Below are 22,415 nucleotides of genomic sequence, written 5' to 3'. Positions count from 1 at the left end.
AGGCCGACCTCTGCGCTGGCTGCCCCAAGCGTACCCCCAGGTTTCATCCTTGGGGGTACGCGTCAGCGAGTGGGCGACTAGAACTAGAGGCTAGCCGGACCGTCGGGGTTCAGGAAGCAGGAACTCCCCGACGCTACAGCAGCATCGTCGCGATCCCCGTGAGCACCAGCGCGCCGGCCCACACGCCGTCGAGGTTCAGCCAGGCCTTGCGCAGGATCGCCAGCCCGACCCACTCGTACACGACCACCGCGCACACGAGCATCACCACGAGATAGCCGAGCGTGTGCACACCCGTGGCCAGCAGCGCCAGCCACGGCCCCTTGCCCACCGCGGCGATCACCGAGGCGTGCTCGGCATGCTCACCGCCGCTCATGTCGTGCCCGGCGTGCCCGCTCATGTCGTGCCCGGCGTGCCCGCTCATGTCATGCCCGGCGTGGCCGCTCATCTCGTGCCCGCCCTCCCCCGCCGACCACCCGAGCAGCACGGGCACCAGCATCAACCCTGCCCCGTGGGCCGAGGCCATCAGGAAGCTCCAGGTCACGAGATCCCGAAAGCTCACCTTCATGCCCACCCACTTGGGGTGCTTCATGCGAAACAGCTTGTAGCCGCCGAACGAAACCAGGCCGGCGCCGATCGGCCAGCGCAGCCACTCGAGTGGAATGGCCTCTTGCGCCAGCCCCACCACCAACACCACCACGCCGATCGACAGCGCATGGCCGAGGGCGATGGGGAGCAGCGCCCGAAACACCGCCCGGCGGCGGCGCTCCTGCAGTCCGAGCGCCACCGCGAACAGCCAGCCCATGCCGGGGTTGATGCCGTGGAAGGCCCCCAGCGCCAGCAGGGCGGCCCATGCCTGGAGGTCGGTCACGACGCGCTCCCTTCGACCCTACGGGAAGCAGTACGAGTCGGAGCTGGCGTCGCCGCCCTCGAGGTGGATCTGGTGCGGGCGCAGGCCCACCGTGTCGGTGTCGACGAAGAAGCGCTCGTCGAGCGCGATCGTGCCGTCGTCCTGCAGGTCGGCCTTGACCATCCAGCCCTTGATCCCATCGGGATAGAACTGCTTGTCCCACGGAGAGAACAGCGAATTGCTGAAGTAGGCGCGCTTGCAGTCGCGGCTGAGCTCGACCATCTGCGGGCCGCCGTTCAGAGGTACGTCGGGCCGCGCCGGGTGGGCCGTGCGCGAGACCATGCCGCCGAGCTTGATCTCGCTCTTGAGCACCGGAGCATGCGGGTCGCTCACGTCGTACTGCAAGAACCGACCGGTGCCCCAGCAGCTCGCGTAGAGGGTCTTGTCGTCGAGCGAGAGGTTGATGTCGGTCAAGAGCGGCGCCGCGGCCTTGAAGCCCTGCAGGAGCGGCGGGAGCTTCTCGGGGTCGGCCGGCTCGGCCGGGATGTCGATCACCTTCTTGACCGCGAACCGATCGCCGTCCTTGTACCAGAGCCAGATCGACGAGGAGAGATCCTCGAGCGAGATCACCACGCCCGCAAAGCCCCACGCCTGGGTGGGATCGTGGGCGGGCCGCAGCTCGAGAACCATCTGGTACTGCTTGCCCAGCTCGATGCGCTGCGTGTGCTTGCGGCGGCGCAGGTCCCAGAAGTTCAGGCCGTTGCCGTACTCCCCGGCCAGGAGCTTCTCGGGGATGACGCCACCCTTGACCATGGGCGGCGTGCCCCACTCGCTGGTGATCATCACGTCGTGGCCCAGGTGCCACCAGAAGTCATAGGCATAGAACTGCGGACCGCGGTCGAGCTCCCAGCGCCCCATGACCTCGAAGCTCTCGTGGTCGAGCATGAAGATGCCGCCGGGGCCTCCGCTGGCATCGCCGTTGCCCAGCGCGCTGATGTAGATGCCCTCGGGACCGCAGTGCACGGTGTGCGGGTTGGAGTAGCCCGCCCGCTCGGCGATCTCCTTGGCCTCGATCGTCTTGACCAGCTTGGGCTTGCGGGGGTCGTCCTTGGTGTCGAGCACGTAGATCCGCGACGAGGCGATCCCGGGCAGCAGCAGGTAGCGGCGCTCCACGTGGGGGTGCGGCGCGTAGGGCTCAGGCACGCGCTGCAAGCGTTCCAGCCGAAGTGGTGCAGCTCGTCGCCCACGTTGGGCATGTCGACCTTGTCGATGAGGGTGCCAAAGCCCTTGGACGACGGGTCCACGTCGACCACGCCGAGCGCATCGGGACGGCCGTCCTTGGCGGCGTTGAGCAAGATGACGTAGGCGAGGGTCTCGGCCGGGGCCTCCATCGCCATGCGAGGAGAAGGATAGAAGGTGGTGTCGGGACGCCAGCGTGACATGGGCGAGCGCATGGTCCCGATCCCCACCGCGGCATGCAAGCCCGGCGGAGCCGCAGCGGCGAACATCGATCGTCCGGTTCGGGGACGGCGTTGGACCGCGCGTGCGCTGACGCTCAGCCCGTGCGACGACGATCACCCGCTCGTGCGCTGGCGCTCGTGGGCTTGGCCGGGTCCTCGCTCGGCACCCGCACGAAGCGGAGCTCACCGTCGCCCGACTCGAGCACCAGCAGGGCGGACTGGTCGGCGCGCACGATCACCTCGGCTCGGGTCTGTGCGCGATCCTTGAAGAAGAACCGGCCCTTGCCCTCGGGGTGCATGATCTTGGTGCCGTAGTCGGGGACCATGAAGATCAGCTCGTCGCCGCTGGGCTTGCGGTTGGGCAGGACGTAGACCTCGCCGATCAACGCGCTGTCGGCATCGGCGGCGGCGAGGGCGTCCTCGGTGCCGCGGGTCGGCACGTAGCGGCCGACGGCCGGCAGCTGCTCCTCGAACGGGATGGGCGCCTCCACGGCCTCCTCGCGGCGCGGCAGCTCGTCCTGGTAGATCAGCGCGGCGATGTCCTCGCCGAGCTGCCCCGAGGGCACGACCTCGGTGTTGGACAGCACGATGATGGTGGTGTCGTCGGCCGGCACGTAGAAGGCCGCGCTGTTGAAGCCATCGATGAGGCCGGGCCAGCTCACGGCGGCCTGGCCGGCGAGCTCGGTGGGGGCCCAGCCGTAGCCCAGGCCGCCCTGGGGCCCGCCGTCCTGCATCTGCGCCACGCTGCGACGCGACAGCAGCGACTCGCCGGCCAGCGCCCGGTAGAGGCGAAGCAGGTCGCCCGTGGTCGACAGCCAGCCGCCCGCGGGGCCGAACGCCGAGGGGTGCACGCGGTGCACCACGTCGAGCAGCTCGTCGTCGTTGTAGCTCATGCCGATCGCCTGCTGCTCTTCGGACGCCACGTAGCGGGTGTGCTCCATGCCCACGGGCTGCAGCACCTGCTCGGCCACCACCTGGGGGTAGGGCTTGCCGGTGGCGGCCTCGAGCACGGCCCCGAGCAGCACGGGATTGGAGTTGCTGGGCGCGGTGTCGGTACCAGGTTCGAATTCGAGGGGCAGCGTGCGGAACTGATCGAGGATCTCGGCCAGCGAGTGGGGGGCGTTCTTCCAGCGCTCGAAGGCATCGCTGTCGGTGAAGCTGGGGATGCCGCTTCGGTGGGTCAGCAGGTGCTCGAGCGTGATCTGGTCACCGCCGGGCCAGCCGGGCAGGTGCTTGGCCACCGGGTCTTGCAGGTCGAGCACGCCGGCCTCGGCCAGGCGCAGGGCGGTCACGGCGGTGAGCTGGGCCGAGAGCGTGCCGATGCGGAACTGGGTGGTGGTCTCGTTGCTCACGCCCGAGACCAGGTCGGCCTGGCCAAAGGCGCGATCGATGGCGATCTGGTCGCCGCGGGCCACCAGCACCGCGCCATGGAAGCGGAACGCGGGCCAGTGGCGGCCGTACTGCTCGAGGTAGGTGATCGCGCGGTGATCGAGGTCGGAGGGGAGCGGCTCGATGGTGGGGGACGTCCGCTCGGCCTCGGACTCGTCTGCGGACTCGGTGGGCTCGGCTGGCGCCGCCGTGCCACACGCGCAGGCGAGCATCAGGGCGAAGGAGGCCAGGGCGGTGGAGATGCGCGAGGAAGGCATGGGTACGTCGGGGTGGGCATGCCTTTGGTGTCGGCGGGGCGGGGCCGGGTTCCCGGGGTCCCAGAATCTCACGAGAGGCGCTCCTACGGGCTTAGAGCGGCCAATAGCGCCGGTGGTGCTCCACGGCCTGCCGCAGCCCCCGATCGCCCACCGGGCTCGGGGTGTCCGGCCCGCCGGGGGCGGCGGCTCCGGCCAGGATCTCCACGCATGCCCGGGCACTGCCGGCCAGCCCCTCGAGGTCGTAGCCGCCCTCGAGCACCAGCACCAGCCGCCCGCCCGCGTGCGCATCGGCGATCGCCTTGACGGTGGCACACAGGTCGGCGAATCCCTCCTCGGTCAGCGCCATCCCGCCCAGCGGATCCTGACAGTGCGCATCGAACCCGGCCGACACCAGCACCAGCTGCGGGTCGAAGCGCTCGGCCGCGGGCACCACCACGTCGCCGAACATGCGCCGGAAGTCCCCGTCGGTGGCGCCAGCCGAGAGCGGCACGTTGATCGTATGGCCCTCGCCCTCGCCGCGCCCATGCTCCTGCACCGCGCCCGTGCCCGGGTAGAACGGGAACTGGTGGCTGCTGAAGAACAGCACGTCGCGGCGCTCGTAGAACGCGGCCTGGGTGCCGTTGCCATGGTGCACGTCCCAGTCGATGACCATCACGCGCTCGATCCCCGGGCGGCCAAGCGCGTGCTCGGCCGCGATCGCCACGTTGTTCAGCAGGCAAAAGCCCATCGCACGGTCGGGCTCGGCGTGGTGCCCGGGCGGTCGCACGAACGCGAAGGCGTTGCGAGCGTGACCGTCGAGCACCGCGTCGACGGCCTCCACCGCGGCTCCGGCCGCGAGGTAGCTGGCCTCCACCGTCGACGGTGAGGCATGGGTGTCGGGATCGAAGCTCACCTGCTTGCCCCGCGCTGCATCGACGCGAGCGAGGTGCTCGGGCGAGTGCACCCGCAGGATCGCCTCGACCGCCGCGGACGAGGGCGTGGCCCAGCGGGTGCCCTCCACCGGCCGCTCGCGCAGCGCGGACACGATCGCCCGCAGCCGGTCGGGGCGCTCGGGGTGTCCGCGACCAGGGTCGTGGTCGATCATCGTGTCGTGGTGGAGCAGCAGCGTGGACGACATGGCGGCCCCGCGATGCTACCCGTCTGCGCGGCCGCCCGCGCCGGCCAGCAGCGGCTCGAGGCGCTCCATGAGGTTGGCCACCGCGCCCGGGCCCTTGATGCCGCCCTCGATGCGCTGGGCCGAGCCGCGTCCATCGGGCCCGGGGAGCACGAAGCGGGGGATGTAGCGCCCCGAGTAGTCGGCCGCCTGCAATCGAGCCCCATCGTGGTCGCTGTCGAATTCCAGGAACCGCACCCCGGCCAGCGCCTGGTCGAGCTCGCCGCGCTCGACCGCCTCATGGAACGCCTGGCAGGGCTCACACCAGGTGGCGCCCACGTAGACGACCAGGCGAAGCTCGCCCTGCTCGGCATTGCGCAGGGCGTCGCGCACCACGACGTCGACGTCGCCGGCGGCGGCACCCACGAAGTGAGGCTTGCGAGCATCGGCCTGCTCGCCCTCGGCCCGGGCCTCGCGGCGGGACGGAGCCGGGCCGTGGGGCTCGACCGAGCACGAGAATGCGGCGAGCACCAGCGCCAACGAGGCGGTCGTGGAGAGGCTCGGCTGCGGGCGGATCATCGCGCCGGATCCTAGCCAACGTCGCGCCAGACCGCGATGTTTCGCACCGGCCCGATTCCGTGCACGCAAGGACTCGTTTGGGCACGCCGCTTGCCTCTCCGAGCATCGTGTTTAGGTTCGGGCCGTCATGAAGTGGTCCCGCAAGCTCGGTCGATTCGCTGGAATCGATACCTATGTGCACGCCTCCCTGCTGCTTCTGGCCGCCTGGGTCGCCTGGGAATCGTGGTCGGTGATGGGCACCGGCGCGGCGGTGCTGTTCTCGGTCGCCTCGCTCGCGGGCGTGTTCGCCTCCGTCTTGCTGCACGAGCTCGGCCACGCGCTGGCCGCCCGGCGCTACGGCATCCCCACCCGGCGCATCACCCTCTCGCTCATCGGCGGAGTGGCGCAGCTCGAGGGCATGCCCCGCCGGCCCCGCCAGGAGCTGGTGGTGGCGCTGGCCGGGCCCGCCGTCAACTTCGCGATCGCGGCCGGGCTGTGGCTGGTGTTGCCCGTGTTCGGATCCGGGGTGCTCGCGTTGCTGCTCGGCAACCTCTTGGTCGCCAACGTGATCCTCGGCGTGTTCAACCTGCTGCCCGCGTTCCCGATGGACGGTGGACGCGCGCTGCGGGCGATCCTGGCCGAGCGCATGGGCTCGCGGCGCGCCACCGAGACGGCCGCCTCGATCGGCAAGGGCCTGGCGATCGCGATGGGCGTGGTGGGCCTCTTGTGGGGTCCCTCCATGCTGATGGTGGTCGCGGTGTTCGTGTGGTTCAGCGCCAACGCCGAGCAGCAGGCCTCCCGCATGAACGCCTACTACGACCCGGGCTACGACCCCGGATACGACCCTCGTTTCGATGAGGTCGAGGTGCTGGGTGCCCCCTGGCGTCGCGGGTGGACCCGCCCTTGGAACTCCACCGGTCCGGCCCGGCCTGGCCCGGTCCAGCCTGGTCCGGTCCGGGTGGTGATCGTCCGCAACGGCTGGTGGTCGTAGACCCGCCGCGTCTGGCCTCCCGCGGGCCGGCTCTGCGCTCATCCTCGGGCGTGGGCTGGCCCGCGTGGCGTGGTGCGGTTAGCTTTGTTCACGCAGTGCCGGATCGCCGCCGCAGACGCAGCCGCCGCCTCGCCGTCATCGGGACGATGCTCGCCATCCTCCTGCTCGTGGCGTTCATCTCGTTCCCCTTGTTCTCGGGCCTGGTCGCACCCCTGGTTCCCCAGCAGGTCGTCGACGCGGTGGGGGCCGAGATGATCAAGGACACCGCCAGCCAGGGCAGCTTCTGCGTGGCGCCCGAGGGCAAGGCGGCGCTCCAGAAGATGGCCGGCCGCATCGCGCCCCACATCGGCGACTACGAGCTCAAGATCTACGTGAGCGACCAGGAGGTGTTCAACGCCTTCGCGGCGCCCGGCGGGCACATCGTGATCTACCAGCAGATCATCGCGCATTCCGACGGGCCCAACGAGGTGGCTGGCGTGCTCGCCCACGAGGTCGGCCACGTGATCGAGGACCACCCCACCAAGGGCTTGGTCGAGGCGGTGGGCTACGGGATCTTCTCCGCCATGACCCCGGGCAGCGACGACACCAAGAGGGTGGCCAAGTCGCTGCTCACCAGCGCCTACAGCCGCAACGACGAGCTCGAGGCCGATCGTCGCGGCGTGGAGCTGCTGAACGCCGCGGGGATCGACTCGCGCGGGTTGTTCTCGTTCTTCGATCGCATCAAGCAGGCGGGCGACCAGATCCCCGGTGCGCTGCAATTCCTGAGCACGCACCCCTCGGGCGAGACGCGGCGCGAGAACCTCGAGGACGTGGCCCTCGAGGGCGAGCCATCGCTGACGGACGAGGAGTGGAAGGCGCTCGAGAACATCTGCAGCGAGAAGGGACTGCCCCAGCCGGTGATCGTGCGAGGCACGGTCGACTGACCACGGCTACCGCAGCTACCGCGCCGCGGCGAGGGTCGCCCGGCGCTCGTCGGCCAGGCGGCGCAGCTCGGGGTCGGCCGAGAGCTGGTCGAGGTGCCGCAGCGCGGTGGCCATGATGGGATCCTCGGCCGCGAGCGCGTCGAGCAGGCCCTGGTCGCGCGCGACGAAGAAGCGAGCCCAGCGCTCGAGCTTGCCCTCGTCGCCGGTTGCACCGGACGGCGACAGCTCGAGCAGATCGATCGCGTGGACCTCGAAGCCGTCGCCGAGCGGCAGGAAGGAGGTGCGCTCGCTGAACTCGAAGATCGAGTGCAAGCGACCGGAGCTGGGGACCAGCGGCGTGCGCAGCCACATCACCACCGCGGTGGGCGTGGGCATGGGGTCGGGTGAGCCGTACGAGCCGAACACGAGCTGGTTGGCCTCGTCCTTGGTGTTGGGCACCATCATGCGCACGTCGAGGTGGGCGCCGTTGGCGAGGGTGACGTCGATGGCAAGGCCGTGCTCGCCCAGCAGACGACCACCCGCGAGGCTGCTCGGGTCGACGAGGGTGACCTCCGCGATCGGCCGCTCGAGCACGCCCTCGAGCAGGTCGACGAGCAGAGCCGGCTCTTGCACGAGCAGGCGACGGAAGACGAGGTCGAGCAGAGCGTCGAGTCGGTCCATGGCGGTGGGACGGTAGCAGGGCCGAGTGCCGCTGGGATGGGGTGAAAGGGTCCAAGGCTCGTCGCATGCGTCGCCGAGCTCGGGTATGCTCCTGCGCCAGGCGATGCCGTGAAGCTGCCTCCGCTCCACCTCCGCGACCGCTGGCGCTCCTTGTGGGGCAATCGCCGCCGGCGCTGGCTGCTCATCGGCGGGGTGACGCTCGGGTTCGTCGTGATGTGCTACGTGGGCTTCGGGCGCACCCACGCCACGTGGACCATGCCGCTCCAGTACCCGCGGTCGGGGCAGGATGCCGACCCCAGCGCGTTCACCCCGGCGGCCACGTGCGGGGCCTGCCACGTCCAGCACTACGCGGAGTGGCTCGAGTCGGGGATGGGCAAGTCCTCCGAGCTGTCGTACTTCCTCATCGATCTCTATCAGGCCTCGCTCGACATCCGCGGCGCGCCGCCCGACGACGTGGCGCAGTGCCTGCACTGCCACGCGCCCCTGGCGGTGATGGGACCCGAGCCCGACCTCGCCATGGCGCGGGACATCAGCCAGGAGGGGGTCAACTGCGACGTGTGCCACACCGCGGTGGAGGCCCACCCCAACGATGCGCCCGGCATGATCCGCTGGGATCCCACCGGACCCAAGCGCGGCCCGCTGCCCGGCAGCGAGGATGCCACCATCTTCTCGGGGGGCGACTCGGGCATCGACTTGGGCACGCCGCCCGCGGTCTCACCGTTCCACAAGACCGCCCGCTCGCCGCTGCACGAGTCGTCGGATCTGTGCGGCGCGTGCCACATGTCGCTGTGGCCGACCAACGCCCTGCCCATCGACTGGACCTACGCCGAGTGGGCGCGCAGCCCCTGGGCGGCCGAGGGCAAGACCTGCCAGAGCTGTCACATGCCCACCTACGAGGGCAGCGCGGCTCCGCAGGCGCCCGTGCGCAAGAACCTCCACCGCCACACCTTCCCCGGAGGCGGCGACGTGGAGCTGGTGCGATCGGCGGCGCAGCTCGAGCTCGAGGCCCAGGCCCACTACGCCGGCCACGAGGTGACGGTGCGGGTCGAGAACGTGGGGGCGGGGCACGCCTTCCCCACCGGCAATGCCACCGCGCCCGTGGTGTTCCTCGAGCTGGTCGCCCTCGGCGCCGATGGCTCCGAGGTGTTTCGCGATCGTCGCGACTACCGGCTCGTCTACGTGGATGCCGACGGCGACGTGACCTCCGATCCCTCGGTCGCCGTTCGCATGCTCTCCGACACCACGCTGCAGCCCCGCGAGCCCCGGCACGAGCGCTTCTTCCTCGCCCACCGCCTGGGGGCGACCCGGGTGGAGGCACGGCTGGTCTACCAGCGCTGGAGCGACGACGTGGTGAACAACCACGCGGGCCTGGTGCGGGAGTTCGTGGGGCGCTACTTGCAGCAGGGGTTCCGCGTGCACCGGTTGATCGCCAACCTCGACAAGCTCGATCCGAGCAAGATCGCCCGGGTGCGAGGGATGGAGGCGGTCGAGGTCGACGCAGCGACGGCCGAGCTGCCGCCTCCGCCCGCGCTGCCGCCGGGGTGGTCGAACTAGGCTCGACGCGGCCCACGAGTGCGCGTAGCCTGGCATTCGGGGCTCGGAAGCGATGCGGAGCTGGTACCTGACGGCGCTCGTCGTCCTCGCTGGATGCGGTCGAACCCCGCCGGATCTGTTCGTGAGCGGCAACGGCGATGGCCCGCCCGAGTCGGGCACCACGACCACGCTCGATCCCGACACCGGACCGAGCAGCCATAGCGGCCCTCAGCTCACCGACACCAGCGCCGACGGAACGAGCACCACCAACGATTCCTCGACCGGCCCCGCCTCGTGCATCGACGTGCCGCAGCTGTGCACGGTGGAGCTGAGCCTGCGCCGCGCGGTCGACATCTTGTTCGTGGTCGACAACTCGGGCTCGATGGGCGGCGATCAGGCCACGCTGGTGCAGAGCTTTGCCTCGTTCGTGGAGGTGCTCGAGGGCCAGCAGGTGGGGGCCAACTATCGCATCGGCGTGACCACCACCGCGGGCGACGGCGTGCTGAAGGCCACCTCCTGCCTCTCGCGCCTGAACGACTTCATCTTCCACGGGGTGTTCGGCGACGTCGACGAGCGCCAGCGCGGCTGCCTCGACCACTGCGCGATCGAGGACATCCCGCTGCCCAACCCGTGGGTGGAGAAGAGCGACGGCCAGACCAACTTGCCCCCCGGCGTGGGCATGGCGCAGGCGCTCCAGTGCGTGGGGCCGCCGGGGATCAACGGGCCCGGCTTCGAGCGTCCGCTGGAATCGATGCGCGCGGCGCTGCTCGACGACCCCAGCGGCTTCATCCGCAACGACGCCCTGCTCGCGGTGATCTTCGTGACCGACGAGGCCGATTGCTCGACCGACGACGACTCCGAGTTCTGGCTCAAGAACTTCGGGCAGGTGTTCTGGACCACCCCCGAGCGTGCCACCTCGGGCGTGTGCTGGAACGCCGGGGTCACGTGCGTGGGCGGGCCGGGCGTGTACGACGACTGCTTCGCGGTGGACAAGGGCCAAAACGGGCTGCCCACCATGGACGAGGACGAGGCGGTGCTCTACCCGGTGCAGCGCTACATCGACACCCTCACGCAGATCGCGGCCCAAAAGCAGCTCGAGGGCGGCCAGGGCGAGGTGCTGGTGGCGGCGCTGGCCGGGGTGCCGCTCGACTACCCCGACACCGGCGTGGTCGTCTACGCCGACTCGCCGCTGCCCGACTTCAACATCGAGTACGGCATGGGCCCCGGCTGTGGCCATGGCACCGAGGCCGTGCAGGATCCGCCCGGGATCCCGCCGGTGCGGCTGCGTCAGTTCGCCGAGGCGTTCGCGACCGACGAGCGCAACGTGTACTCGATCTGCTCGGACGACTACGCGGTGGCGCTGACCCAGATCGCCGATGCGCTCGGCGAGCTCAACGAGCACGCGTGCATCAGCGGGTGCGTGGTGGATGCCGACCCGGGCACGCCGGCGCTCGACCCCGACTGCACGCTGGTGGAACGCTTCGCCGACGGGACCCCCGACCAGGTCGTGCCCCCCTGCCTGGTGTTCGACGACGGCTGGGACTTCCCCGGCGACGACGTGCACACCTGCTTCCGCGCGCTGACGGACGTCGGCGAGTCGACCACGACCCCGTTCGACGACATGACCGCGCAGTGCGTGACGATCGGCTCCAACGTGGAGCTCGACGTCGAGCGCCGCGAAGGGGTCCCGATCGCGGCGGGGACGTCGGTCGCGGTGAGCTGTCAGCTCGAGGCGCCGGTGGGCGTGACCTGCGACGAGGTGTGAGCGGCCAGCCGCGCCGCTACAGCCAGCCCTTGCTGCGGGCCCGGCTGGCGGCCTCGAAGCGGTTGGCGGCCTCGAGCTTGCCGATCGCGCTCGACAGGTAGTTGCGGACGGTGCCCTCGCTCAGATCGAGCTCGGTGGAGATCTGCTTGGTGGTCAGGCCGGCCTCGGAGTGCCGCAGGACCTGCTTCTCGCGGTGGCTGAGCGGGTCGCTCTCCGACCACGCCTCGGCGGCGAGCTGGGGATCGACGACCTTGCCCCCGGCCACGACCGAGCGGATCGCCGCGGCGAGGCTCTGCGCGGGGCCGTCCTTGAGCAGGTAGGCGTGGGCACCCGACTCCATCGCTCGCTTGAGGTAGCCGGGGCGCGCGAACGTGGTCAGCACGACCACCTTCACGGACGGATGACGGGCACGCACCGCGGCGCTCAGCTCGAGCCCGTTCATCCTGGGCATCTCGATGTCGGTGACGAGCACGTCCACCTCGCAGCGGCCGAGCTGCTCGAGCGCGTCGCGACCATCTCGTGCCCTCGCCACGACCGAGAGATCGCCCTCGAGCTCGAGCAGGGCGGCGAGCGCCCCGAGCACGAGCTCCTGGTCCTCGGTGAGCATCACCCGGATCACGCGGCGTCCTCCGACCGCACGCGCTCGACGTCCTCGAACACGATGCGCAGGCGGGTTCCGCTGCGAGCCCCCTCGACGGTCATGCGTCCGGCCAGGGCCTCCACCCGCTGCCTCATGCCCACCAGGCCATGCCCCATGCGTCCGGCGAGCCCGCGGCCGTCGTCTCGGATCTCGACCCCGTACTCGCCCGACTCGTCGAAGAACGCGACCCAGCAGTGTCGGGCCCGGGCGTGGCGCATGATGTTGGTCGCGGCCTCTCGCACCGCGAGGGCCAGCACGCCCTCGTGCGCCGCGTCGAGCCGACCCGCCATCACCTCGGGGCCGGCCTCGATCGAGAGCTCGACCCCGGCGGTCTGCAGGGCTCGCTCCACCCCGTCGAGCTCCTGCCGCAGGCCGGCCCCGTTGCCGACCCGGTAGCCACGCACGGCGATGCGGACCTCGGAGAGCGCCTTGCGGGCGATCTCCTGGATCTCGGCGGCCTCCCTGGCCGCGCGCTCCTGGTCGCGCGAGATCAGGGCCCGGGTCAGCTCGGACTTGAGCACGATGACCGACAGCGTGTGGCCGAGCAGGTCGTGGAGGTCGCCCGCGATGCGATCGCGCTCGGCGATCCGCGCGAGGGCCTCGACCTCGGCCCGTGCCATTCGCAGCTCGCCGATCTGCTCGTTGCGGCGGCCGAAGAACGAGCCGAGCAGGCCGAGCACGACCACGCCGAGCACCCCGGGCGCCAGGAAGTACACGGTGGGCGCCAGCGCGGCTCCGGTCGCGAGGGTGAGGACCAGGATCAGGCCCGCCGCCGGGATGCTGCGTCGTGGATCCTCGTGGCTGAGCCCGGCAAAGTAGGCGGCGAACAGGAAGTAGGTGCTCGCCCCGGGATTGAACGGCGCCAGCGCGGTGCCGATGAGCGCGATGCCCACGGCCACCACGAGCCGGCGGCCGCGAGTGACCCAGTACGCCACGAAGTACAGCGGCAAGAAGGGGACGATCGAGATCGCCGAGGCCCACCAGATCGTGGGGTCGTCGAGCTCCCCCAGGATCGGGGCGAGGAACACGAACGCGATGTAGGACACGAAGGCGTACGGGATCCAGCCGATGTCGGGGTCGTCCGGTAGCAAGCGCCAGCGTGAAGCCACGAACCGAGCATAACCCGGGTCGCTCGCGGTCGGGCCGTGCGCGGGATCCGAGCATGACAGCCGTCATGCCCACGGCCTGACGGGGTGCACTGGCCGCTCGAGGCCGTGGCGGTCACATCATGAGCATGACTCTCGTGATGCCCCTGCTCCTGTCCTCGCTCGTTTCCTTCGCGTCGACCCCCGCTGGCTCCACGGACGCGTCGGAGGTGATCGCGACCGACCCCATCCCCAACGCAGAGGCTCCGCGGCCCGACATCGTGGCCCCCATGCCGGACGCGCGCTACTCGGTCATGGTCAACCGTCGCGCGCGTGGGGTGGGCCTTGGCTTCCACCAGGGCCTGTGGGGCCGAGGGCTCGGCCAGTCGCTGCACCTCGACGTGCCGTTCGGGCGCCGCACGGGCCAGTTCTTCGGCATGCGCCTGGCCGGCACCGTGGTGCACGGCGAGGCCGAGGGCCGCTACGACCCCGTGGGCTTCGGCCACGTGGAGCTGTTCGGTCGCAGCCCGGTCATCGCCGGTGTCGTGCGTGCGTATGGTGGAGGCGGCGTGCTCATCGGGGGTCGCCTGCATCCCGAGATCACGGGCCCCCGCTACGGGCTCGCGGGCGGCGGTCACTTCGGGCTCGAGGCCTTCATTGCCCCCCGCGTCTCGATCAGCATGGAGGTCGGCGCGCAGGGGCCGGTCCATGCGCTGGGCCTCGATGCCGGGGCGCGGGTCGTGGGCGGCGTCAACGTGTGGCTCGGCGCGCTGCGACGCGATGCTCGCTGATCGGCGCTCACACCGGGTGCAGCGTCATCTTGAGCCCGTGCTTGGGTCGCAGCGTGAGCGCGGCCTGGGGCACGACCACGTGCCCCGGGACCAGCCGCGCGCGCATCCTCCGGTGCATCGCGGCGAGGATGATCAGCGCCTCGAGCACCGCGAAGTTGTTCCCGATGCACTGCCGCGGCCCGCTGCCGAACGGGATGTATGAATAGCGGCTGCGCTGCTCCACGCGCTCGGGCAGGAATCGATCGGGGTCGAACACCTCGGGCGACTCCCAGGTGCTCGCGTCGTGGTGCAGCACGTACTGGCTCACGACCACGGTGGCCCCGGCCGGGATCGCATACCCGCCCACCTCGTCGGCCTGCTCGGCCCGGCGTGGGATCAGCCACGAGGGTGGGTACATCCGGTGGGCTTCCTGCACGGCGCGGCGACAGTAGTCGAGCGCGCGGATGTTCTCGGGCGTGAGCGGGTCGTCGCCGAGCACCGCGTCGAGCTCCGCGCGCACGCGTGCGTCGACCTCGGGATTCTGGTCGAGCAGGTGGAACAGCCAGGTCATCGTGATCGCCGTGGTCTCGTTGCCCGCGACGAACATGGTCACCAGCTCGTCGCGGAGCTGGCGGTCGCTCATGGCCTCGCCGTCCTCGTCGCGCACGGCGAGCAGCAGCGACAGGAGGTCGTCGCGCTCGGCCGGCCGGCGGCGGCGCTCGGCGATCAGCCCCGCGATGCTCTGGTCGATCGTGGCCAGCGACTGCCTGAGGGTGCGCTCGCCCGGCAGCAGGACGTCGGGCACGAAGTAGAGCAGCATGCGGATGTTGATCGCCTTGAACGAGTCGAGCACGGCCTGCGCGAGCGCATGCAGCTGCTGCTGCGGCAGCGAGGTCCCGAACATGGTCGCGAGGATGATCCGCTGGGTGGTCGTGATCATCTCGAGGTCCATGTCGATCGGCGCCCCGTCGACGTGCTCGGACAGGCGCTCGGCCTCCTGCTCGGCCACCTCGATCATCTGCTCGGCCAGGCCGGTCAGCTGCTTGCTCCCGAACAGCGGTTGGATCAGCCGGCGGTTGCGAAGCCACGAGTCACCCTCGGCGGTGAGCAGGCCGTTCCCCGCGAAGCGCCGAAGCGGTCGCCACATCGGCGCCTGCTTGGTGTAGTTGCGATAGTTGTCCATGAGCACGCGCTGGGCGTGGTCGGGATGGGTCGTGAGGAAGATGCTGGACACTCCGAGACCGACCTCGATGACCTCGCCCGGGTGCCGCGCCGCGAGCTGGAGAAAGAGCGCGGGGGCGTTGGTCATGCCCGGAAGCTGCCCGATCAAGGGATAGCCACGGGGTCGAGTGGGCCGCTTGGGGGTGAGCGCCATGAGGACCAAATACCATGGGCGATGGGACCACGTTCGTCGATCCCAGGGCTCCCGTGGTGCCCTGATCGCCGCTGCCACGCGGACCTCGCGGATGCAGTGAGTCAGGGCGCCTTGGCGCTACCGGCTTCGGTCTTGGCCTTGACCTTGCCCTTGCGCCCGGGCGCATCCTCGGGCTTCTTCGCCAGCCAGATCCGCTCGTCCTGGCGGGTCCTCCACGCCCCCGCCATGCGGTGCTTGGCGACCTCCTCGGGCCCGAGCTCGGCGATGTGGTCGACCGCCTCCACCTCGAACCCGGCCTGCTCGAGCCGGACCTGGAAGCCCGAGGCCGAGTAGCGGCGCACGTGGTCCTTCTGACCGAATGCCTTCCTGCGCTCCTTTGGATCCACGATCGACGCGTCCTCGTAGATCTCTTCGCGACCGACCTCGATCGGCACCTGCAAGATCGCCATCCCCCCCGGTCGCAGCACCCGGAACATCTCGGCCATTGCCCGTTGGTCCTCCACGATGTGCTCGAGGATGTGGTAGACGATGAGGACGTCCCACGACGCGTCGGGGAGGTCGAGCGCGGTGAGGTCGAGCCGCAGCTCCTCCTTGTGCAGGTAGTCGGCCGTCACGTAGTGCAGGTTCTCGAATTTGCGCAGGAAGTCCTTCTCGGCGTCCTCGGGCGAGAAGTGCAGCACGTCGAGCTCCTCGGTGGCCAGCGGCGACGCGTTGGCGATCCAGTGCATGAGCAGACGGTGCCGCTCCTTGGACTTGCAGGTGGGGCAGACCACGCCCTTGCGCCCCGCGAAGCGCCGAAACTGCCCGGTCTCCTTGCAGATGTTGCAGGTGTAGGACGGTGCTGCGGGCTTGGCCTCGTCGAGCTTGGCCTTGGCGACCTTGGCGTCCTGCTGGGCCTTCTCGGCCTTGGCCTGCGCCTTGCCCCGCGCCTCGTCGGCCTTGGCGACCCGGGCCTCGAGCTCCGCGAGGCGTGCCTCGAGCTCCGCGCTCGACTGGCCAGCACCCAGTCGGTATCCACCCAGACCGGCGACGGCGACGAGGAGCGCCGACGAGAGCAAGACCCGAGTCGAAGCCATGAGTGCTTCTATCCGAGCCGGGGCGTCGTGGCCAGTGCCCCGTCCCGACCCGAAGCAGCGGCCGTTCTCTCGCGCCGTGGTCCGCCGCGGGTCCGAGCTGGCATACTGCGTCGGGGCCGAGGGTCGCGCCATGGCGAAGCCGGAGTCGGAGTCCACCACGAGCCGCACGCTCGGCCCCTTGGCCGCGATGTCGCTCGTTGCGGGCACGATGCTCGGGATCGGCATCTTCATTGCCCCGCCCGACGTCGCGCGCCACCTCGATCATCCGGTGACCTTCGTGCTGATGTGGGCGCTGGGCGGCCTGTCGGCGCTGTGCGGGGCGCTGTGCGTGGCCGAGCTCGGTGCGATGCTGCCCCGCGCCGGCGGCGACTACCCCTACCTCCGCCTGAGCTACGGGCCCGGGATCGCGTTCGCGGCGGGATGGCTGCAGCTACTGGCGATCTTCCCCGGCTCGCTGGCCACGATGGCCGTGGGCACCGCGAGCTACCAGCTCCCGGTCGTGCTGGGCAGCGCCTATCCGATCGGCGATGCGCTCGGGCTCGGCGACATGAGCCCCACGCTGTGGGCGGTGATCATCATCGTGGCCTTCACCGCGCTGAACCACGTGGGCATCGTGATCTCGGGCCTGTTGCAGATCGCCCTGACCATGGTGCCCCTGGGGGCGCTGCTGCTGGCCTCGCTGTGGGTGCTGGGCGGGGGCGTGCCGGATGCCCATGGCCTGACCTCCGCCGCGGGCCCCGGCCTGCCTGCGCTCGGGGGCGCGGCGGCGGCGTTCCTGGGGGTGTACTTCGCCTACTCGGGGTGGAACGCCGCCATCTTCGTGGGCGGGGAGATCCGCGAGCCCACGCGCAACGTCCCGCGCGCGCTGGTGGGCGGCACGCTGGGGGTGACCGTGCTCTACCTCCTGCTGTGCCTGGGGTTCGTGGCGGTGCTCGGCATGGGCGACCTGGCCACGGCGGGCGAAGCCGGCAGCGCGGTCGCTCGGCGCCTGTTCGGGCGGACCGGCGAGCTGTCGATCACGGTGCTCATCGTGCTCGCCATGCTCGGCTCGATCAACGGCTGCGTCCTCACCGGCTCGCGCATCGCCTACGCGATGGCCGAGCACGGCGACTTCGCGCGCTCGGCCGCGGTGCTCCACCGGCGGTTCGGCACCCCGGTCGTGGCCCTGTGGGTACAGGCGGCCATCGCCATCGTGCTGGTCGCCACGCATGGCTTCGAGCACCTCATCAAGTACACCTCGGCGGCGATGCTCGTGACCGGCAGCCTCACCGTGGCCGCGGTGATGATCCTGCGGCGTCGCATGCCCGACGCCCCGCGCCCCTATCGAACGTGGGGCTACCCGGTCACCCCGATCCTCTACGTCGCATCCAGCGTGCTCGTGCTGGGGGTGTTCGTGGTGCGGATCTTCGAGGATGGCGCCGCGCGGGACTGGTCGGTGCTGCTGGCGATCGCGTGGTTCGTGCTCGCGCTGGCCGTGCACCGCGTTCGTCGCCGCGGTCGCGGCGGCTGAGCGTGGCCTTGGCCCGGTCCGTTCGCGTCCGGCGTGCGGTGGCCACGCGACCGGTGCGGAAATTCCGAGCCGGGGTGTCACCTTTCGCGGTCACATCGGCCTCGTCGGGGACTCTCTTCGAGTAGAGGCATCGTCGACGGTCCGAGTCGCGGGGGTGTCCGACCACACCATCGCGGCTCGGACCGTGATTTCCGGGGCTCTTGGCCGCTCTTGGCGACTTTGGTTGGCCAGCCCCGTCCCCGCGCCCTATGCTTCGCGCCATGGCCGAGGACAAGGGCTCTGCCGCATGGCCGATCCTCAAGCTGGGTCTCATCGGGCTCGGGGGCCTGGTTGCCATCGGGATCGTGGCGTCCATCCTCAAGCCGCTGCTCATCCTGGGCGTGATCGCGGGCGCCGGCTACGTGGGCTACCGGCTGTTCATGGGCTCCGAGAAGGCCATCGAAGGTCCCAAGGAGCGCAAGGCACTCGGCGCCGACGTGGACTTCGAGCGCAAGATGCGGGAGCTCGACGCCATCGATCGCAAGCTCGACGAGGAGATCCGCAAGAACTCGTGAGCGCTCGGCTCACTCCCTGCGCACGAACCCCGGTGCCGCCATCTCGATGAAGCGATCGGGCCGCAGCACCCCCTCGCGCTCCCAGTAGGCCTGGGCCTTGTCGTGCTGCTCGCGGCCCTCGTCGCCGCCGACCAGCGTCGCCAGACGCTCGCGGGCGGCTGCGAGGTGCGTTCCCATGCTGCGCTGCTCGGCCAGCTCGATGGCTCGGCGCAGGTCGGACACCGCGGCGTCTTCGTTGCCCTGCAGGGCGACCGCGCCCGCGCGGGTGAGGTAGCCGTAGGCCTGCCCGAACACGCTGGGGTGCTTGATCAAGCGGGCGGCGCTGCGAAGCGCCTCGGCCAGCAAGGGCTTGGGATCGCTGGCCGCCGTGGCGCCCGCCACCGCGCACGCGCCCCGCCATAGCTGGAACTCGGCCTTGGCCAGCGCGGCCGAGAGCACCGAGAGCTTCTTCATCTGCGGGAAGTCCTGCTCGCAGATCGCCCACGCCCCCTCGGCATCGCCCATGTAGCGGCGCAGCGCAGCGGTCTGAGCCGCGTAGTTCAGCTTGTGGGCCTCGATGCGGCGCGACGTGTCGCGATAGGTGGCCAGCTGCGCCTCGGCCTCCTCGACCCGGTCGGGGGCCAGCAGCACCACGTTGCCCAGCAGGCCGCGGGCGTAGCCCTCCACGTAGGGATTGGCGCGGTCCTGGGACTCTCGCAGGAGCCGGGGCGCCCGCAGGTTCAGCTCGCGGATGCGACCCATCATCAGCAGGCAGACCGCCCCGTGGGCCTCGCAGTACGACAGCTCCTGGGCCATGCCGGTGCACTGCTCGCGGAAGATCGCGGTGGCGTGCTCGAGATCCTCGAACGCCCGCTCCCACTCGCCCACGGACATCCACACGTGCCCGCGGCACTCCACCACGAAGCCCATGGCCGAGGCGCTGCCCGCCCGCTCGGCGAGCTGCTCCGCCTCGCCGATGAGCTCGAGCGCGCGCGAGAGCTTGGCGTCGGCCCCCATGATCGCCACCACGTGGGCCTCCGTGGCCAGCGCCCGGGACAGGCGCACGGGCTCGCCACACTTGAGCGCCAGCCGCAGGTGGTGCAGGTGGAAGTTGGCCCCCATGATGCCATCGAAGTAGATGAGCCCACGCGAGGCGGTCCAGCACGCCTCGAGCTTCTCGAGCTCGGCCTTGGGGATCTCGGATTCCTTGCGCAGCCGGTACTTCATGCCGCGCATCGACAGCGAGGCCTTGTGCTTGAGCAGCGAGGCGATCGCCCGGCCGGTGGAGGACGGCAGGCTCACCCCGACCGACTCGAGCACGGTCTGCAGCACGGCCCGGCCCTCCTCGCTGTGTCCGCTGGACAAGAGCCGATCGGCGGCGCGGCGGGTCCACTCGAGGTGCTCGCGATCCTGGCCGTCGTGGCTGGCCCGCAGATAGGCCTGGGCCGAGTCGTAGAGGCGCCCCGCGTTGGCCAGGGCCTCGGCCAGGCGCGCCTCGAGCTCGGGGACCTCGTCGGCCGGAACCGCACGGAGATCGAGCGCCGCGCGGTAGAGCTCGGCCGCGCGATCGAAGGCCAGCGCCGCCTCGGCCTGCTCGGCCGCATCGAGGGTGTGCTTGGTCGCTCGCTGATCCTCGCCTGCCTGCCGAAAGTGGTGCGACAGCGCCACCGCGTCGGCGTCCCCCGACGACTCGAGCGCCCGCCCGAGCGCGAGGTGGATCTCGGCCAGATTGGCCCGCTCGATGCTCCGGATCGCCGTCTCGCGGATCCGGTCGTGGTAGATCTCCACGAGATCCTCGTCGCGGGAGCCGTGCACGCGCACCAGCGACTCGACGCGGAGCTGGGCCAGGACGTCACGGTCGCGCTCGTTGCCCATGGCCACCGAGAGCGCGACGCCCTGGCTCGTCGAGCCGCCGGCCACCGCGATCACCTCGAGCAGACGGCGGGCGGCGTGGGGCAGGGCCGCCAGGCGATGCCGGATCACGCTGTCGAGGCTCACCACCGAGTCGGGATCGGTGGGCAGGAGCTCGTTCTCGTCGGCCATGCGCCGGGCGTAGCGGACCAGCTCGCCCACGAAGAACGGGCTGCCCTCGGACTCGCGCGCCACCTCCTCGGCGAGCGTGCGGTGCTTCTTGTCGCGACCGCCCAGCATGCGCAGGGCCAGATCGGCCGCCTCGGTGCGCGACATGGGCCCCACGAAGATCCGCTCGTAGGTGTCGACCCGCGGATCCTCGTACAGCTCGCGGACCAGCCGGGCCAGCGGGGCATCGCCCTGGTCGGCCCCGGTGCGGTAGGACCCCACGAACAGCATCGGCGGGGCATCGGCGTCGCGCAGGATCGCATCGAGCAGGATTGCGCTGTCGAGGTCGGTCCACTGCAAGTCGTCGACGTGCACGATGAACCGATTGCGATCGGCGATGCGCCCCCACAGCTCGCGCAGGGCACCGAAGGCGCGGCGCCGGGTCTGGGCCGGGTCGAGGCCCCCGTCGTCGCGCTCGGGCGCGCCGGCCACGGCCGCGATCGAGCGCAGCACCGGAAACAGCCGCGCCACCGCCTGGGGATCACGAGGCATCAATGCCCCGACCTCGGCGGGACTGGCCAGGCCCCGCAGGTACATGCACAGGGCATCCATGACCGAGTCGAGCGCCTTGTAGGGGATGGACTCGCGCTCCGAGCACTTGCCCCACAGCACCACCGTGTCGGGCTCGCGAGCGGCCTCCTGGAGGAAGCGCTGGACCAGCGCCGTCTTGCCCATGCCCGAGATGCCGTGAACCATGATCACCACCGGTCGGCCGCGACGAGCGGCGGCGGCGGCGGCGTGCAGGCGCTGGGCCTCGGCATCGCGCCCGAGGAACAGCGTGGGCACGGCACTGGTCAGCGCGCCGGTCACCGCGGCCTCGATGGGCTTGGGCACGCCGTCGACGCTGATGGGATCGAGCTCGAGCGAGGAGATCCGCTGGAGGACCTCGTCACCGGTGGGTCGCCGCGGGGGCTCGCGCTCGAGCAGGTCCATGCACAGCTGCTCGAGATCCTCGGGCACGCCCTCGACCAGGGACGACGGCGTGGGGGGCGTCTCCTCCTGCTTGGCCGCCAAGAGCGCCAGCATGCCCTTGCCCTGGAAGGCGGTTCGACCGGTCAGCGCCTGGTAGAGCAGCTCGCCCACGCAGTACCAGTCGCTGGGCGGGCCGAGCTGCTCTCGCTCGCCCATGGCCTGCTCGGGTGACATGTAGAGCGGCGTGCCCAGGACCGCCCCGTCGTCGGTCATGTCGAGCTTGTCGTCGTGCTGTCGCACCAACCCGAAGTCGAGCAGCACCACGCGGCCCTGCGGCTCGGTCACCAGCACGTTGGAGGGCTTGATGTCACGGTGGAGGAGCCCCGCGCGGTGGATCGCATGCACGCCCTCGGCGAGCTGTCGCAGGGCATCGCGCAGCCTGGCGTAGTCGCGGCAGGGATGGCGGTCCTTCGAGCCGAGGCCCAGGCGACTGCCGCACAGCCAGGTGATGAAGTCGACCCCGCGGATCAGCTCCATCGTGAAGAACAGCCGCCGGCGCTCGACGTCGAGGACCAGGTCGTACAGGGACACCACGTTGGGGTGCCGAAACTGCTCGAGGGCCCGAAACTCTCGCTTGAAGCGAAACAGCGCCTCGGGGCTGAGGCGGCTGACCGACTTGATCGCCAGCGGGGTGCTCGAGCTGGGGTCGAGGGCCTCGAAGACGGTTCCCATCGCGCCCTTGCCCAGCCGGCGCACGATCTCGTAGCGGCCCAGGCGCTCGGGATCGACCTCGATCGGGGGCAAGTCGCCGAGATCGATGAGGTCGTCGGTGGTGCCGAGGCTGGGCGCGCGCGAGACCTCGCGGGTCTCCTCGACTCCGTAGTCGTCGGAGGTGGTGTCCCGCCGCTTGCCTTCGACCCCCACGGTGGAGGCCACAGTGCCCCTTTTTCCGCGGGGGT

Annotated in this window: 18 protein-coding genes and 1 pseudogene; 7 read left to right on the top strand and 12 right to left on the bottom strand. The window is 70.7% G+C overall.

What is annotated here, in order from left to right; translation table 11 throughout:
* Positions 1-133: 133 nt before the first annotated feature.
* From OEB96_RS01570 to OEB96_RS01545, 6 genes and pseudogenes are all read right to left on the bottom strand, one after another.
* Positions 134-868 (bottom strand): hypothetical protein, encoded by a 735-nt coding sequence (locus OEB96_RS01570; RefSeq protein WP_266213608.1) that lies wholly within the window; start codon positions 866-868, stop codon positions 134-136.
* Between the two features lie 18 nt (positions 869-886).
* A complete protein-coding gene (locus OEB96_RS01565) occupies positions 887-2,050 on the bottom strand; it encodes a selenium-binding protein SBP56-related protein (RefSeq protein WP_266213607.1) in 1,164 nt (387 codons plus the stop codon).
* 53 nt (positions 2,051-2,103) lie between these two features.
* Positions 2,104-2,238: pseudogene (locus tag OEB96_RS46570) on the bottom strand (hypothetical protein); the annotation flags it as partial.
* 164 nt (positions 2,239-2,402) lie between these two features.
* A complete protein-coding gene (locus tag OEB96_RS01555; protein ID WP_266213606.1) occupies positions 2,403-3,953 on the bottom strand; it encodes a serine hydrolase domain-containing protein in 1,551 nt (516 codons plus the stop codon).
* A gap of 91 nt (positions 3,954-4,044) precedes the next feature.
* Complete coding sequence (locus OEB96_RS01550) at positions 4,045-5,070, bottom strand: histone deacetylase family protein (protein ID WP_266213605.1); 1,026 nt, start codon at positions 5,068-5,070, stop codon at positions 4,045-4,047.
* 15 nt (positions 5,071-5,085) lie between these two features.
* On the bottom strand, positions 5,086-5,625 hold the full coding sequence (locus OEB96_RS01545) for a TlpA family protein disulfide reductase (RefSeq protein ID WP_266213604.1): 540 nt from the start codon (positions 5,623-5,625) through the stop codon (positions 5,086-5,088).
* A 127-nt stretch (positions 5,626-5,752) separates the two neighbouring features.
* Between OEB96_RS01545 and OEB96_RS01540 the strand changes: the two genes are divergently transcribed.
* Both OEB96_RS01540 and OEB96_RS01535 read left to right on the top strand, forming a co-directional pair.
* Complete coding sequence (locus tag OEB96_RS01540) at positions 5,753-6,595, top strand: site-2 protease family protein (RefSeq protein WP_266213603.1); 843 nt, start codon at positions 5,753-5,755, stop codon at positions 6,593-6,595.
* 146 nt (positions 6,596-6,741) lie between these two features.
* Positions 6,742-7,518: a M48 family metallopeptidase gene (locus tag OEB96_RS01535; RefSeq protein ID WP_266213602.1), complete on the top strand. Its 777-nt coding sequence runs from the start codon at positions 6,742-6,744 to the stop codon at positions 7,516-7,518.
* A 15-nt stretch (positions 7,519-7,533) separates the two neighbouring features.
* Here OEB96_RS01535 and OEB96_RS01530 read toward each other — a convergent pair whose 3' ends face one another.
* Complete coding sequence (locus OEB96_RS01530; RefSeq protein WP_266213601.1) at positions 7,534-8,178, bottom strand: hypothetical protein; 645 nt, start codon at positions 8,176-8,178, stop codon at positions 7,534-7,536.
* 108 nt (positions 8,179-8,286) lie between these two features.
* Here OEB96_RS01530 and OEB96_RS01525 point away from each other — a divergent pair, with 108 nt between their 5' ends.
* On the top strand, positions 8,287-9,732 hold the full coding sequence (locus OEB96_RS01525; protein ID WP_266213600.1) for a multiheme c-type cytochrome: 1,446 nt from the start codon (positions 8,287-8,289) through the stop codon (positions 9,730-9,732).
* Between the two features lie 52 nt (positions 9,733-9,784).
* Positions 9,785-11,476 carry a vWA domain-containing protein gene (locus OEB96_RS01520; RefSeq protein ID WP_266213599.1) on the top strand — a complete coding sequence of 564 codons (1,692 nt, stop codon included), beginning with the start codon at positions 9,785-9,787 and terminating at the stop codon, positions 11,474-11,476.
* A gap of 16 nt (positions 11,477-11,492) precedes the next feature.
* On the opposite strand, the gene OEB96_RS01515 is transcribed toward OEB96_RS01520, so the two are convergent.
* Together OEB96_RS01515 and OEB96_RS01510 are read right to left on the bottom strand one after the other, a co-directional pair.
* Complete coding sequence (locus OEB96_RS01515; protein ID WP_266213598.1) at positions 11,493-12,095, bottom strand: response regulator transcription factor; 603 nt, start codon at positions 12,093-12,095, stop codon at positions 11,493-11,495.
* Positions 12,092-13,225 carry a sensor histidine kinase gene (locus tag OEB96_RS01510; protein WP_266213597.1) on the bottom strand — a complete coding sequence of 378 codons (1,134 nt, stop codon included), beginning with the start codon at positions 13,223-13,225 and terminating at the stop codon, positions 12,092-12,094. Before OEB96_RS01510 ends, OEB96_RS01515 begins: the two co-directional genes overlap by 4 nt.
* 119 nt (positions 13,226-13,344) lie before the next feature.
* Here OEB96_RS01510 and OEB96_RS01505 point away from each other — a divergent pair, with 119 nt between their 5' ends.
* Positions 13,345-13,992, top strand: coding sequence for a hypothetical protein (locus tag OEB96_RS01505; RefSeq protein ID WP_266213596.1), 648 nt, complete (start codon positions 13,345-13,347; stop codon positions 13,990-13,992).
* Between the two features lie 7 nt (positions 13,993-13,999).
* On the opposite strand, the gene OEB96_RS01500 is transcribed toward OEB96_RS01505, so the two are convergent.
* Complete coding sequence (locus OEB96_RS01500; protein WP_266213595.1) at positions 14,000-15,346, bottom strand: cytochrome P450; 1,347 nt, start codon at positions 15,344-15,346, stop codon at positions 14,000-14,002.
* 101 nt (positions 15,347-15,447) lie between these two features.
* Positions 15,448-16,422, bottom strand: a complete 975-nt coding sequence (locus OEB96_RS01495; RefSeq protein ID WP_266213594.1) for a class I SAM-dependent methyltransferase — start codon at positions 16,420-16,422, stop codon at positions 15,448-15,450.
* Between the two features lie 130 nt (positions 16,423-16,552).
* Between OEB96_RS01495 and OEB96_RS01490 the strand changes: the two genes are divergently transcribed.
* Positions 16,553-17,932 carry an APC family permease gene (locus OEB96_RS01490; protein ID WP_266213593.1) on the top strand — a complete coding sequence of 460 codons (1,380 nt, stop codon included), beginning with the start codon at positions 16,553-16,555 and terminating at the stop codon, positions 17,930-17,932.
* A gap of 260 nt (positions 17,933-18,192) precedes the next feature.
* Positions 18,193-18,486 carry a hypothetical protein gene (locus OEB96_RS01485; protein ID WP_266213592.1) on the top strand — a complete coding sequence of 98 codons (294 nt, stop codon included), beginning with the start codon at positions 18,193-18,195 and terminating at the stop codon, positions 18,484-18,486.
* A gap of 9 nt (positions 18,487-18,495) precedes the next feature.
* Here OEB96_RS01485 and OEB96_RS01480 read toward each other — a convergent pair whose 3' ends face one another.
* A complete protein-coding gene (locus OEB96_RS01480; RefSeq protein ID WP_266213591.1) occupies positions 18,496-22,392 on the bottom strand; it encodes a serine/threonine-protein kinase in 3,897 nt (1,298 codons plus the stop codon).
* Between the last annotated feature and the right edge of the window lie 23 nt (positions 22,393-22,415).

It is taken from the genome of Paraliomyxa miuraensis (assembly GCF_026337845.1).
GTDB lineage: Bacteria > Myxococcota_A > Polyangia > Nannocystales > Nannocystaceae > Paraliomyxa > Paraliomyxa miuraensis.
Note: the sequence above shows the minus strand (reverse complement) of the source record. Positions and strands in the feature narration are given on the sequence as shown.